11 protein-coding genes are annotated in these 13,320 nt (G+C 51.9%); 4 read left to right on the top strand and 7 right to left on the bottom strand.

Annotated features, from left to right (window positions below; translation table 11 throughout):
• The first annotated feature begins 104 nt into the window (after positions 1-104).
• Positions 105-2,396, top strand: coding sequence for a phosphatidylglycerol--membrane-oligosaccharide glycerophosphotransferase (opgB, locus tag A6A26_RS08315; protein ID WP_063878295.1), 2,292 nt, complete (start codon positions 105-107; stop codon positions 2,394-2,396).
• A gap of 251 nt (positions 2,397-2,647) precedes the next feature.
• Positions 2,648-3,430, top strand: a complete 783-nt coding sequence (locus A6A26_RS24735; protein ID WP_074180993.1) for a coiled-coil domain-containing protein — start codon at positions 2,648-2,650, stop codon at positions 3,428-3,430.
• A gap of 21 nt (positions 3,431-3,451) precedes the next feature.
• On the opposite strand, the gene A6A26_RS08305 is transcribed toward A6A26_RS24735, so the two are convergent.
• From A6A26_RS08305 to A6A26_RS08295, 3 genes are all read right to left on the bottom strand, one after another.
• On the bottom strand, positions 3,452-4,159 hold the full coding sequence (locus A6A26_RS08305) for a GNAT family N-acetyltransferase (protein WP_063878294.1): 708 nt from the start codon (positions 4,157-4,159) through the stop codon (positions 3,452-3,454).
• Positions 4,160-4,307: 148 nt separating this feature from the next.
• Positions 4,308-4,832, bottom strand: a complete 525-nt coding sequence (locus tag A6A26_RS08300; RefSeq protein ID WP_063878293.1) for an RcnB family protein — start codon at positions 4,830-4,832, stop codon at positions 4,308-4,310.
• Positions 4,833-4,963: 131 nt separating this feature from the next.
• Positions 4,964-6,106, bottom strand: a complete 1,143-nt coding sequence (locus tag A6A26_RS08295) for a serine hydrolase domain-containing protein (RefSeq protein WP_063881102.1) — start codon at positions 6,104-6,106, stop codon at positions 4,964-4,966.
• Positions 6,107-6,573: 467 nt separating this feature from the next.
• Here A6A26_RS08295 and A6A26_RS08290 point away from each other — a divergent pair, with 467 nt between their 5' ends.
• Entirely contained in the window at positions 6,574-7,242 is a 669-nt protein-coding gene (locus tag A6A26_RS08290) for a YecA/YgfB family protein (protein WP_063878292.1), read from the top strand.
• Positions 7,243-7,480: 238 nt separating this feature from the next.
• Here A6A26_RS08290 and A6A26_RS08285 read toward each other — a convergent pair whose 3' ends face one another.
• From A6A26_RS08285 to A6A26_RS08270, 4 genes are all read right to left on the bottom strand, one after another.
• A complete protein-coding gene (locus tag A6A26_RS08285) occupies positions 7,481-8,191 on the bottom strand; it encodes a FadR/GntR family transcriptional regulator (protein ID WP_063878291.1) in 711 nt (236 codons plus the stop codon).
• Between the two features lie 86 nt (positions 8,192-8,277).
• Complete coding sequence (locus tag A6A26_RS08280; RefSeq protein ID WP_063878290.1) at positions 8,278-9,675, bottom strand: MFS transporter; 1,398 nt, start codon at positions 9,673-9,675, stop codon at positions 8,278-8,280.
• A gap of 142 nt (positions 9,676-9,817) precedes the next feature.
• Entirely contained in the window at positions 9,818-10,849 is a 1,032-nt protein-coding gene (gene idnD / locus A6A26_RS08275) for an L-idonate 5-dehydrogenase (protein ID WP_063878289.1), read from the bottom strand.
• 42 nt (positions 10,850-10,891) lie between these two features.
• Positions 10,892-11,659 (bottom strand): SDR family oxidoreductase, encoded by a 768-nt coding sequence (locus A6A26_RS08270; protein ID WP_063878288.1) that lies wholly within the window; start codon positions 11,657-11,659, stop codon positions 10,892-10,894.
• Positions 11,660-11,984: 325 nt separating this feature from the next.
• Here A6A26_RS08270 and A6A26_RS08265 point away from each other — a divergent pair, with 325 nt between their 5' ends.
• The gene (locus A6A26_RS08265) at positions 11,985-13,238 is read left to right on the top strand and encodes an enolase C-terminal domain-like protein (RefSeq protein WP_063878287.1); all 1,254 of its coding nucleotides are present in this window, start codon (positions 11,985-11,987) and stop codon (positions 13,236-13,238) included.
• Positions 13,239-13,320: the final 82 nt, after the last annotated feature.

Genomic DNA, 13,320 nt, shown 5'->3' with positions numbered 1-13,320 from the left:
CAGAGAGGTTGCAGCCAGATGACAGCCACTATAGATTGAGCCAAAAATCCATGAAAATGTCCCCTTTGAGAAGAGACATGTTCATTTCATAAGAGGATTTGACGTTGTCCGAATTCGTGTCAGTTATACTTTTTCTGACCGCGATTGCTGTTTATTCCTGTAAAGCAGGCCGAAACAGAATCTGGTTTTACCTCACATTATTCTTACTGATGCTGTTTGTGGTGCTCAATGCCACGCTGTTTGCCAGCAATTATTTTACCGGCGATGGCATTACCGACGCGGTGGTTTATACCTTAACCAACAGCCTGACCGGTGCCGGCCTGAGTAAATACGTCGTGCCTGCTCTTGGTCTTATCACCGTCCTGTTTTTGCTGTTTTGCGCCTTATCATGGCTGCTGCGCCGCCGCGAGCGGCCCTTTCATTTTGGCTGGAGCCTGCTGGCTTTCGCCTGTGCCGCCGGCGCGATACAAACAACCCCGGCTTTTCAGCAGGTCAGCTCACTCATTACCTCGCACTCACTGCGCGAAAACTCTGACTTTAGCGCCCTTTATAAGGTGCCCAAAAAACGCATTGAACAGCCTGCGCTGAACGTCGTTTATATTTACGCTGAAAGCCTGGAGCGGACCTACTTCGACCAGATTGCCTTTCCCGGACTGGCCCCCGAGCTGAGCCGGGAGAAAGAGCAAAGCATCGATTTCAGCCAGACAGAACAACTTCCCGGTACCGATTACACGATTGCGGGCATGGTGGCATCAATGTGCGGAATTCCTCTTTTTGCCCCTTTCGACGGCAACGCTTCCGCCTCCCTTTCCAGCTTTTATCCACAAAACGTTTGCCTGGGGGATATTTTAAAAAACTCCGGTTATGAAAACTGGTTTATCCAGGGCGCGGACCTGCGCTTTGCGGGTAAAGATGTCTTTTTGCGCTCTCACGGTTTTGACCCCGCACACATGTATGGATCGCAGGAGCTCAAAGACAAGGTCAGCGATCCGGCTTATCGAAATAACTGGGGTTATTACGACGATACCGTGCTGGATGAGGTGTTTGAAACCTATGAGGCACTTTCACGTCAGCAGACACGTTTTGCCCTGTTTACGCTCACGGTGGATACCCATCATCCCGATGGATTTATTTCCCGAAGTTGCCAGCGCAAAAGTTACAGCTATGCGGGCAAGCCAAATCAGTCGTTCAGTGCGGTGTCCTGCTCGCAGGAACATATCGCCCGATTAATCGCCCGCATTAAAGCGTCACCCTGGTTTAAGCACACCGTGATTGTGGTGGCGTCGGACCATCTGGCCATGAATAACACGGCGCATCCGTTCCTGATCACGCATCCCCGTCACGATCTGTTTATGGTGATTCGCGGTGACCAGCCACAGGCAGAGGTGATTGATATGAAGCGCAGTACGCTGGATAACGGCGCGACGCTGCTGGATATCCTGGGCGGCGATAATGCGATAGGTTTGGGACGCAGCAGCCTGTCAGCGGTATCACTATCGAGCCAGTTTGAGGATATGAAAACCAAAGTGCTGAGCTGGAAAGCCAATATCATTCAGCTGTGGAATTTCCCCAAAAAGATCGACAGCGTTACCCTTGACCAGACCAACAATATGTTCAGCTTTTCCGGCACCAGCTTTACGTTACCCATCCTGTTGCGCGTCACGGATAAGCATGTGGAGCCACTGCCGGAAGGCGAATATTCAGCGCCTTTACGCTACCAGTTAGCCGACTTTGCGCCGGCAGAAAAGTTTGTCTGGGTCGATCGCTGTTTTAAAATTGCGCGTATCTGGCAACCGGCGCTTGCCCTGTCGGGCGACTGGTGCCTGGCGATGGGCCAGCTCGCGGGGCATCCTTCCGTCACGCGCATCGATAAACCCCAGTGGAAAGGCAAGGTGCAGTTCCCGGCAGATGGCCTGAACGATGCCAGTTATCAGCATGCAGTGGCGCAGCTTCGCCTCGAAGACAATGCGATTCGTTATCACGCCGACAGCTTTCTGTTCGCGCTTCCCGGCGCACCGGAAAGCGTGAAGCAGTTCAGCGGCATTTCCCGTCCAGAGTCCTGGGGACGCTGGTCAAATGCCAACCTCGCCCCGGCGGTGACGATTGAGTTCGTTAACCCCTTGCCCGCTAAATTCGATCTGGTGATAACCGCTCGCGCCTATGGTCCGAATGCGCACCGGCCAACAACCGTTCGCGTGGGTGATACCCAGCAACGGTTAACGCTGGGTGAGCAGACGTCAACCCAGACGCTGCGTTTTGATAATGCCCACGGCAGCTCTCGGTTAACCCTTATTCCGCCGGAACCGCAGCTCAGCAATCTTAACAACATCCCCGGTCAGGACCCGCGCAAACTTGGCATCGGTCTGGTCGAGTTAAAGGTTGTGCCCGTTCCCTGATGCTTCTCCACCACAGCCGTTAACCACAGCAGTGAGCGCCAGCCTCTTACACAGCCAATTAAACAGTCTGTGTAAGAGAGGCAGACTGATGACGCATTTTTTGCGTACCGCCCCGCAAAATGATGCAAACTACTCGTTTAACTAATTGATATATTAAGATTTAATACGCAATATAGTCTTTCCCTTCTGTGACTAAACCGCTTCTCCTGACATGATGTGCTCATGGTGTGATGAAACGGGAAAACGCATGAATGACACTCGCAATGATGAATACACACAAAGCATTTAAACGTTTACAACGAGCAGGCATCAACGATCGCCAGGCAGAAGCGATGGTGGCTATTTTTTCTGAACTACAGCAGGACAATGCCCTTTCGCGAGCCGATGTCATGCGGGCTTTTCAGTTTCAAAATCAGCATATTATGATGTTAAGCACGCAGTTGAAGAAAGCGGAGTCCGACCTCAGAACCGAAACAGGCGATGTTGCGAAAGGTGTAGAAGTCCTTCAGACGGATAACGATGTATTCAGGGCGGATATTGTTGAACTCAAAACCGACGTCGCTGAACTCAAGACGGATGTTGCTGAACTTAAGACAGACGTGGCTGAACTTAAGACGGATGTTGCTGAACTTAAGACAGACGTGGCTGAACTTAAGACGGACGTGGCTGAGCTCAAGACAGACGTTGCTAAACTCAAGACAGATGTGGATGAACTTAAGAAGGACGTGGCTGAACTCAAGACGGATGTTGCTGAGCTCAAGACAGACGTTGCTATACTCAAGACAGACGTTGCTATAATCAAGACAGACGTGGCTGAGCTCAAGAAGGACGTGGCTGAACTCAAGACAGACGTCGCTGAACTTAAGACAGACGTGGCTGAGCTCAAGACGGACGTCGCTGAACTTAAGACAGACGTGGCTGAACTTAAGACGGACGTAGGCAATCTAAAAAACGATATGTGCTGGGTCAAGCGCCTGATGATGGTCATGACCACCACGCTGCTCATGGCGACCATGAAATATATGCTTGTCTGAACGTTTCCCGCGACTCAGGCCTTAGCCGCGTAAGGTTTCCAGCTTTTCACGCTGCTCCCCATCGGGAGTAAAGTTAGCCTCTGCCAGCCAGCGCGTCAGGCCGTTTTTGACGTGTGGCCATTCACTGTCGATGACAGAAAACCAACAGGTATTGCGCGTGCGACCTTTATAAACCCGCGCCTGACGAAATTCACCTTCATAACGAAACCCTAAACGAAGCGCGGCCCGGCGTGAGGGCAGATTGCAACTGTCACATTTCCACTCATAGCGCCGGTAGCCAAGTTGCTCAAAGGCGTAACGCATCAACAGAAAATGCGCTTCGGTCGCCATTCTTGTCTGCTTTAGCAAGCGGGAAAAGGTGACATATCCTACTTCCATCGCCCCATTTGCCGCATCGATACGCATCAGCGACAACGTACCGACGGCCTGACCGGTTTCAACATCAATGACGCTGAAATGCAACGGGTCCCGGCTCTCCTCCATTGTACTGGCATGGGCTAACCAGGCGGCTTCATCATTAAACGGTCCCTCAGAAAGGTAGGTCCAGTCACGGCCATCTTCGGCTAACGACCAGGCCTGCCAGAGCGCATTCGCATGCGCCGCGACACTAAAAGGTTCCAGACGGCAAACCTGCCCCTGAAACACCTCACGCTGAGGTAAAGGACGTGGCTGCCAGTCAGGCAGCGATTGCCCTACCGGTTGACCATACTGATTGACGTGCTGTGACATTTGGCCTCCTTCTGTGCGGTTAATAAAAATACGTTGCCATGTTGCAAAGAAGTTGAGAAGTCACCACATATAAAAAACAGACAGAAAAAAGAAAACGGCCTCTTAATGAGGCCGTTGAAGCGATTCCTGCTGACATAACGCCGCAGGATTATCCGCGGAAGAAGATATCGCCAGATTTACCCATAACGATCTTACCGGTGTCGTTGGTGATCAGGATGTAATTGGCATTGATATAAGCCCAGTGCGTATCTGGCTGAGGCGCAGGCAAGTTGCGTTTCTGCCACTCAGTGATGGTGTAAGTCTTGCTCCGATACTTGTCTGGCACGGTATCACCGATTTTATGCTCTTTATAATCGATGATAATGGTGCTGAGATCGTAATTCGGCTTACCCGGATTGCCAGCTGACTGCGAAGGCGTTGTTGGAGTAATACCGTCATTGGAGTCAGAACTCATCGGTGCCTGCGGCTGGGCAGGTGCGGTGCCAGGCTGGGCGGTGCCCGCACCAGGTTGCGCGTTGTTATCGCCAGGCTGAGCAGCGGGATCGGCTGGCTGAACCTGCGGTGGCGGTGGCACGTTATCGGTGGTTTCACCCGCAGCCTGGGCCGCGGGAATCAGGCTCAGCGAGCCGAACAGTAAACCAGCTGAAATAAAAGCAATTTGAGTCCTGCGCATAATAATTTCCACATTGAATTGATTTTAATAACAGTAGACTACTCTGAAGACAATCTAAACAGGGTTGCGGTTCCGTCACTCATAAAGGTAAGTGTAAGGAATCACGACTCATTCCGGACCCAACCTATACCTTACCTGTCTTTCTCTGCCAGGTTAAGCAGCAATGTGATACCAAGATAGTTACTCCAGTTAAACGCGTTTTGCAGGACCACGATGGCATTGCCAGCCTGCCTGTCAAAGCCAATAAAGGCAGAATAACCACCAATATAACCGACCTGATAAGTCATATTTCTTCCTGCCAGCCTGTCTGTTACCCAGGCGATGTTCTGCGTTTGCGAGCCCTGCTGATAAACGCCTTTATTGACCTCTGCAAAAGCCCGGTTGAGCGCAGGATCGGCGACGGCGTTGAGATGCGCGCGCAGATAGACGCTCAGATCCCGTGCGTTACTGTAAAGGCTGCCAGCCGCGACCATATTACGATGGAAACGCCAGTCCGGGGTAAGGTCACCGCGCGGGATAAACTTTGGCTGATCGCCAGCATGACCTAACGCGCGCGTGGCAAAACCGCTTAACCGCTCAGGCACAAAGCCGGTGTTATTCATTCCCAGGGGTCGGAAAATTCGTTGGTGGGCCAGCGTTTCAATATCATTGTGGCACCGTTCTCGCAAAATATAGCCCAGCAGCGCATAGCCAAGGTTAGAGTATTGCGGCACCCGCTGACGCGGGGCAGAAAAATCGGCCAGGTATTCCAGCACCGCATCACTATCCAGGTTGCCATAAAAATTCTGACCGCTACGCAGATAGCCAATAAACTGCATAAACATCGGCAAATCCATATCCTGACGCGGCAGACCGGACGTATGGGTCACCAACTGTAACAACGTGATATGGCGTGCATCCTGACTTAACCTGACGTCAGAGGGCAGTAAATCGGCCAGTGTGTCATTCCAGTGCAGTTGGCCTTCGTTAACCTGTTCGATAATGACTTCTGCGGTCACGCCTTTACTCAGTGAGCCGAGCGCAAATAAGGTATCAGGCGTAATCGGATAGCGATGTACGTCATCGGTGACGCCAGCGCTGTAAAACAGGGTGGGATTGTGATGGTGGATAATGGCGATGCTGATGCCGGACACCTGTTTGCGCTGCATATAATGGCGCACCAGATCGTCCAGGTTGTCATGGAAGTCGCTGTGCGTCAGATAAAGCCTGTCGCCTGTCGGCGCAGAGGTTTGCGACAGCGTTCCGCAGGCGGCTAACAACAGCGTACAGATTATCAGCATAGCGCTGCGCTTAAACAGACGGCTGCATCCGCTCAACAGGCCGGATAACCTCCGGGTTTTATACTCTTTTCTGGTCACTCACTCGCGCCCATCTTATTGTTGTTATCAGGCACTGACGAACGTTCATATCAGCATCATGCCGGCGTATACCGCGGTGCTTATATCGGCACGACGTAGCCGAATCTTTATGCCTCTGATGATGCTTTTCAGGCAACAGGTTGTCGCCTGATACAAACCTCCGTCAGAGAAACGAAGCAGGCTAGCGCCAGATAACCCCGATCGTGCAGCAAAGCGCGTTGCAGGTCGCGGAGAGTAACATAGCGGGTGAGGTAATGCCTCTGCCGAGTCTGTTGCCGCTCAGGGCAATCTGACGACGCTGCCATTAGCGCAATAAGCGTGTACACTGCGCGTTTTTACACGCAGTAAATTTTCTGCTGCACCAGATACGCCCGGAGATACCCATGAAAGAAGGCCCGTTAAGCGAAAAAGAGCTGCAATGGCTCGAAGATATGCTGGAAAAATACGGCAGTGAAGCGTCAATTCTTGACGTCTCAGAACTGGACGGCCTGCTTACCGCCGTGCTTTCAGGCCCAACAATGGTAGAACCCAGCCGGTGGTTAATTGCGCTCTGGGGCGGCGAAAAACATATTCCTAAATGGAGTAATGAGCGTGAAATGACGCGCTTTATGGAACTCAGCTTTCAGCATATGAATGACATTGCTGACCGCTTATCTGAGTTTCCCGAACAGTTTGAACCGCTGTTTGGCGTACGCGAAATGGAAGGGCTGGAATTTACCGTGGTTGAAGAGTGGTGCTACGGCTACATGCGTGGCGTGGCATTAACGGACTGGTCTGCGCTTCCCGCGGAGCTTCAGACGTCACTGGACGCTATCGCCTTACATGGTCTCGAAGAGAACCTGGAAAAGGTGGATGCACTCACGCCAGAAGAAATGGAAAGCAGCATTGATGCGATTTGCCCTGCCGCGCTGGCGCTTCATGATTACTGGATCTCACAGCCAGAAGCCATTCCACAGATACAGCAGCCGATAACGGCGGAAAAACAGCCGGGCAGGAACGATCCTTGCCCCTGTGGCAGCGGTAAAAAATACAAGCAGTGCTGTCTGCATTGATCGACGAGGGAGCCTGTTGGCTCCCTTTTTTATTCTGCTGATCCGTGCTGAATAACACCTTGTCATCCTGATCGGCACGCCTTCATCCCTGAACGCGTCACGCAATAACCGTGGCGTGGCAGGCGATAAACAGACAAGCAGAGCACAAGATAAAAGCACAAAGCAGCCGGTGAATCTTGTTTTCCTGTCCTCACCCGACGGACAGCGAGATAGCCTTAGCCGCACAGAAACGTGCGTCCTAATGACCTTCCTCTTTTTTAATCATCTCTATCGCGACCACGTTATGTTTCATCGCCTCGTTAAGCACCTGTACCGCCGAGGAGGCGTCACGGTTTTTAATCGCCATAAACACTTTGATATGTGCCTCAACGCTTTCAAGCGTGATGCCCAGTGAGCGATTCAGCTCCTCAAGATAATAGTAATAAATATCTTTAATGGACTTCATCACGTTGTAAAACACACTGTTATGAGAGGCACGGATAATCGCCAGATGAAAGTCGTAATCCGCTTCCGAGTACTTCTTATAATCGCCTTTGTTGATGAGCATATTATTGAGCGCGTGCTCCAACAGGCCGATATCCTCTTCCGTCGCGTGTTCCACGGCCAGCTCAACACATTTAAACTCAACGGTCTGGCGAAAGACCATCATGTCGTTAAACGCTTCCCGGCTCAGATGCATTAACGGTCTGGCGTTATTGTTGAGCATATGCGGCGAAAAGTCTTCACACACATAGCTGCCGCTGCCCTGACGCGTAATCACAATGCCGAGATCGCGCAGGCGTTGGACCGCACTCCTGATACTGACGCGGCTTACATTAAAAGAGTGCGTCAGCTCCGCTTCAGAAGGCAAACGCGTGCCTGCAGACCAGCTACCGTCCAGTAGCCTGGCCTTAATTTGCTCGAACACTTCGTTAACGACGTTCTGTTTCTGAATGGATTTTATGCTCACAACACTGTCTCATATGATGTCCTACATGACGCCATTCTATCTCATGCGTTACAACAAAGTCCTGCGCTAACACCCAGCCCCAGACATCACTCGCCGCTTCCTGCCCGGAGCGTGGGGGCAATGTGCTGACGACCCGCAGGTACGCCGCCTGACGCATCAGCCTCCACGGTAAGATCCCGATCGGCCACCTCAGGCATAACCAGTGATGCCACCAGACCAATACAGGAGTAGCAGATCAACATGACCGCAATCGGATACCATGAGCCCGTGAGCTGGCAGAAAATGCCAGCCAGCAGCGGCCCTAATCCGGTGGCAAACAGCCCTCCGATTTCCTTCGAGACAGCCATCTGAGCAAAACGGTTTCTGGAACCAAACATCTCCGCCATGGTGATCCCTTCAATCGCTGCCTGGCCTAATACGGCGATGTTGTGGATCACGATCAGGCAAACCATGATGGTACTGACGGACTGCGCTTTATCGACGATCAGCGAAATCATCGGGTAAGCCAGAATAATCGAGCCCAGCGTCAGTATGCGGTAGGGAATTCGACGCCCTATCCGGTCTGACAGCCAGCCGATAAGGGGAATGGACAGAAAACCAATGACCGAACTCACCATGATGGCATCAGTGGGAACCGCCTTGTTGAACAACAGCGTCTGGACCATATAACCCGCCAGAAACGTCTGGATAATGCCTGAGTTACCCGCCTGACCAAATCGCAACCCGGTAGCAATCCAGAAGGCTTTGCCCTTCATTAACGGGAAAACGGACTGGCTTGGCTGTTCGTGGGGCTTAACGGTGGCGGATTGGGCGACATTTTCAAACACCGGGCTTTCTTTCAGGTTAAAGCGCAGCCAGATAGCAAAGCCCATCACCACGAAACTGGCCAGGAAAGGAATGCGCCATGCCCAGGCAATCACGTCGTCATTGGTGAAGAAGAAAAACATGGCCGCCCAGATTGCCGTTGCACTCAAGGTACCGCAGTTGGTTCCCATCGCAACCAGCGAGGCGATAATGCCCTTTTTACCTTTAGGTGCATATTCAGCCAGCATCGTGCTGGCACCCGATATTTCTGCACCGGCGCCTAAACCCTGAATAATACGCAGTGCGACCAGCAGTAAGGGCGCTAAAATACCCACCTGCTGGTAGGTCGGTAATACACCAATTAAGGTGGTACTCACGCCCATTAAGGCGATGGTAATAAACAGGACTTTTTTACGGCCAACGCGGTCGCCCATTTTACCAAAAAAAACGGCCCCGACGATTCGTGCAATATAACCGGCACCGTAGGTTCCCATTGCCAGAATCAGCGCCATTGCACCGGATTGTTCGGGAAAAAACACTTCATGAAAAACTAATGCCGCACCAAGAGAATAGAGCTGAAAATCCATAAACTCTAACGTTGTACCCAGCCATCCTGACACGGATGCCCTGACAAGATCAGACGTATTACGTTTGGTGGTGTTGGTATTTGAATGACTCATGCTTTCACCCTGAGGTCGACGATGCGTTAACAGACCATTAAATGACAGGCGAGCGCCGCTCACGCGAGCGTGAGCTTATTTTCACCCGCGATAATTACTGCTGTTTTTTAGCCACAGTCATGACGACTTGTTTTAGTGTCTTTTATGAAAACTGAACTAATACTTTTGAATGTTGCGTTTTATCACTGGCCGCATTTAATGCCGCCTCAATATCGTGATAGTCATAATGACCGGAGAGAATTGGACGCGGATCGATAATGCCTTTTTCCAGCCATTTAACCGCAACGTCAAATTCATCAATAAAGCGGAAGGCGCCTTTCCAACTTATTTCTTTTACCAGCATCTGTGCCACAGGAAAATTAAGCGGACTTTTTCCCATGCCTATTTGAACCACAACGCCGCCTGGTCGCGTCACCAGAATACTGGATTCAATCGCCGCTTCTGCGCCGCTGGCTTCCAGCGTGACGTCAAAATATCCCCGGTTTTCACCATAGCGGGCAACGGCGGCCTGATCGCTTGCATCCACCGCCGCGTCCGCCCCCATTTCCACCGCAATACGGCGGCAACGCTCGCTCAGATCAAACGCCACAATCTCTGCCGCGCCAGATGCTCTTGCCGCCGCAATCGCTAATGCGCCTATGGGACCCGCGCCCATCACCAGCACCTTTTTACCCACGATGCTGCCTGCCACATTGAGCGCATGGATCACTACCGCCGTAGGCTCGGCAACGGCCATGACGCTGGACGGAACCTGCTCATCGTACGCCACGCACTGTTGCGCAGGCACCACGACATACTGTGCAAATCCCCCGTTTACGTGCGGGGTAAACTGGGCGCTCCCCATAAACCGCATGGTGGCACAGGCATTCTGCTTACCTGCCCGGCAATACTCACACCGCCCACAGGGCTGAGAGGGATTAATCGCGACTTTTTGCCCTGGCTGTAGCGGCGAGGCGGCCGGGGCATGAAAAATGCGCCCCACAAATTCATGACCAATCACCAGCGGTTGTGTGATCACCGATAATCCGGCGCGCCCTTCGTGGTAATAGTGAATATCAGAGCCGCAGATACCGCCGCATTCCACTTTCACAACGACATCATCATCCGAATATTTCAGCTCGCGCTGTTCAACCACAATCTCTTTTTTGCCCTTTGCCACACAGGCATGAGTCATTACGCTATGCACATCTTTTTCCTCTTCTCGGGTCAATGAGGCTTACAACACAGCCAGCCAGCCGCCATCCACGTAAATAATCTGACCATTGATATAATCTGAGGCAGGCGATGAAAGAAAAACGGCCGTACCGGCCACTTCTTCGGGTCGTCCCCAACGCTGCGAAGGGTTGCTACTTTTCACCCAACTGTCGAACTGGGCATCATTGACCAGCGCACTGTTCATATCCGTCAAGATGTAGCCCGGCCCAATCGCATTGGTCTGGATATTAAACTGCGCCCATTCGGCTGCCATTGAGCAGGTCAGCATCTTAATGCCGCCCTTGGCGGCGGTATAAGGTGCGACGGTTGGTCGAGCCGCCTGGCTGGTCAGCGAGCCGACATTAATGATTTTTCCGCCACGGTTACGGGCGATCATGCGTTTTGCCGCCGCGCGAGACACCAGAAAGGCGCTGGTCAGATTGGTATCAATCACCTTTTGCCAGTTTTCCAGTTCCAGCTCCAGCATGGGTTTGCGGTACTGAATCCCGGCGTTATTAATTAAGATATCGACCGCGATCCCCTGCTCGTCCAGACTGGAGAACGCCTCTTCTATGGCACTTTCACTCGTGACATCGAATACCATTCCGGTTACGCCAAAGCCTTTATTGGCGAGCTGTGCCACGGCGTCAGTCAGAACGGCTTCACGCGTACCGTTCAAAATAACCTGCGCGCCGGCAGCCGCCAGCGCTTCCGCGTAGGCAAAACCCAGCCCCCGGGAGGAACCGGTTATTAAGGCCGTTTTACCGGTCAGGTCGAACATTGCAGTCATGGCTCACCTTTAAATATGTATGACAACTATCTTATTAAGGTGAATTTACGAGCAGATTAAATCAACACACAATGCGTATTTATGAGGCGCGCATCACAAAGCCTTAACAAAAAAACCATCTAAGTCATTGTATAATATTAATATAAACACAGATTATTTACAGAAAGGTGATTCAGTCGATCGCTGTCACAAAAACGGCAGGACAAAAATGAAATCGGCAAGCTTTGTGGTAGAAAGAACATGTTGTATGACAACATACCTTTGAGCCGTGAGCAGCAGCGATGAGTACGGTGGCGGCTAATGTTCTGAAAATTAAGGAGCTATTGTGAGTAATCTGTTTATCACCAACGTGAAAACAATTTTGACTGCGCCGGGCGGAATCGATCTGGTGGTGGTTAAAATCGAAACCAATGAGCCAGGGTTATATGGTTTGGGCTGCGCCACCTTCACGCAACGCATCTATGCCGTGCAAAGTGCCATTGACGAGTACCTTGCCCCGTTTCTGATTGGCAAAGATCCTGCCAGGATCGAAGATATCTGGCAGTCTGCCGCCGTGAGTGGCTACTGGCGTAACGGCCCGGTAATGAATAACGCCCTTTCCGGCATTGATATGGCGCTATGGGATATCAAAGGTAAGCAGGCCGGCCTGCCGGTTTATGAGCTGCTGGGCGGGAAATGTCGCGACGGTATCGCGCTCTATGTGCACACTGATGGCGCAGATGAAGCCGAAGTGGAGGACAGCGCACGCGCCAAAATGGAGGAAGGTTATCAGTATATTCGCTGCCAGATGGGCATGTATGGCGGTGCAGGTACCGACGACCTGAGGCTGATTGCCACCCGCATGGTGAAAGCGAAAAATATTCAACCCAAGCGCTCGCCACGTAACAAAGCGCCGGGGATCTATTTTGATCCAGAAGCCTACGCGAAAAGCATTCCGCGCCTGTTTGATCATCTGCGCAATAAGCTGGGTTTCAGCGTGGAGCTACTCCATGATGCCCATGAACGTATTACCCCAATTAACGCGATTCATATGGCCAAAGCGCTGGAGCCTTATCAGCTTTTCTTCCTTGAAGATCCGGTGGCCCCCGAGAATACCGAGTGGCTGAAAATGTTGCGCCAGCAATCTTCCACGCCGATTTCAATGGGCGAGCTGTTCGTCAATGTGAATGAGTGGAAGCCGTTGATCGACAATAAACTGATTGATTACATCCGCTGCCACATTAGCTCGATTGGCGGTATCACACCGGCGAAAAAAATCGCCATTTACAGTGAATTAAATGGGGTTCGCACCGCCTGGCACAGCCCCGGCGATATTTCACCGGTTGGGGTTTGCGCCAATATGCATCTGGATCTGAGCTCACCCAACTTCGGCATTCAGGAATACACGCCAATGAATGATGCGCTGCGTGAGGTATTTCCGGGCTGCCCTGAGGTTGAGCAGGGCTATGCTTATGTTAATGATAAGCCAGGTTTGGGTATAGATATTAACGAGGCGCTGGCGGCGAAATTCCCCTGTGAGGGCGGCAATCCTGGCTGGACGATGGCCCGCACCCCGGACGGCACCGTCTGGCGTCCCTGAATAATCATGTGTTTTTGCAGAGGCTCAGCATTGAGCCTTTTGCTTATCACTCCTGTTAATGGCCGGGTCAGGCACCACCGAA

The sequence above is a fragment of the Pantoea sp. OXWO6B1 genome (assembly GCF_001641135.1).
Classification (GTDB): domain Bacteria; phylum Pseudomonadota; class Gammaproteobacteria; order Enterobacterales; family Enterobacteriaceae; genus Pantoea; species Pantoea allii.
Note: the sequence above shows the minus strand (reverse complement) of the source record. Positions and strands in the feature narration are given on the sequence as shown.

Coding starts and splice junctions, on each gene's coding strand:
- A6A26_RS08300 (WP_063878293.1), bottom strand. CDS start 4,832: ATGCGCAGGACTCAAATTGCTTTTATTTCAGCTGGTTTACTGTTCGGC.
- A6A26_RS08270 (WP_063878288.1), bottom strand. CDS start 11,659: ATGACTGCAATGTTCGACCTGACCGGTAAAACGGCCTTAATAACCGGT.
- idnD (WP_063878289.1), bottom strand. CDS start 10,849: ATGACTCATGCCTGTGTGGCAAAGGGCAAAAAAGAGATTGTGGTTGAA.
- A6A26_RS08305 (WP_063878294.1), bottom strand. CDS start 4,159: ATGTCACAGCACGTCAATCAGTATGGTCAACCGGTAGGGCAATCGCTG.
- A6A26_RS08290 (WP_063878292.1), top strand. CDS start 6,574: ATGAAAGAAGGCCCGTTAAGCGAAAAAGAGCTGCAATGGCTCGAAGAT.
- A6A26_RS08280 (WP_063878290.1), bottom strand. CDS start 9,675: ATGAGTCATTCAAATACCAACACCACCAAACGTAATACGTCTGATCTT.
- A6A26_RS24735 (WP_074180993.1), top strand. CDS start 2,648: ATGACACTCGCAATGATGAATACACACAAAGCATTTAAACGTTTACAA.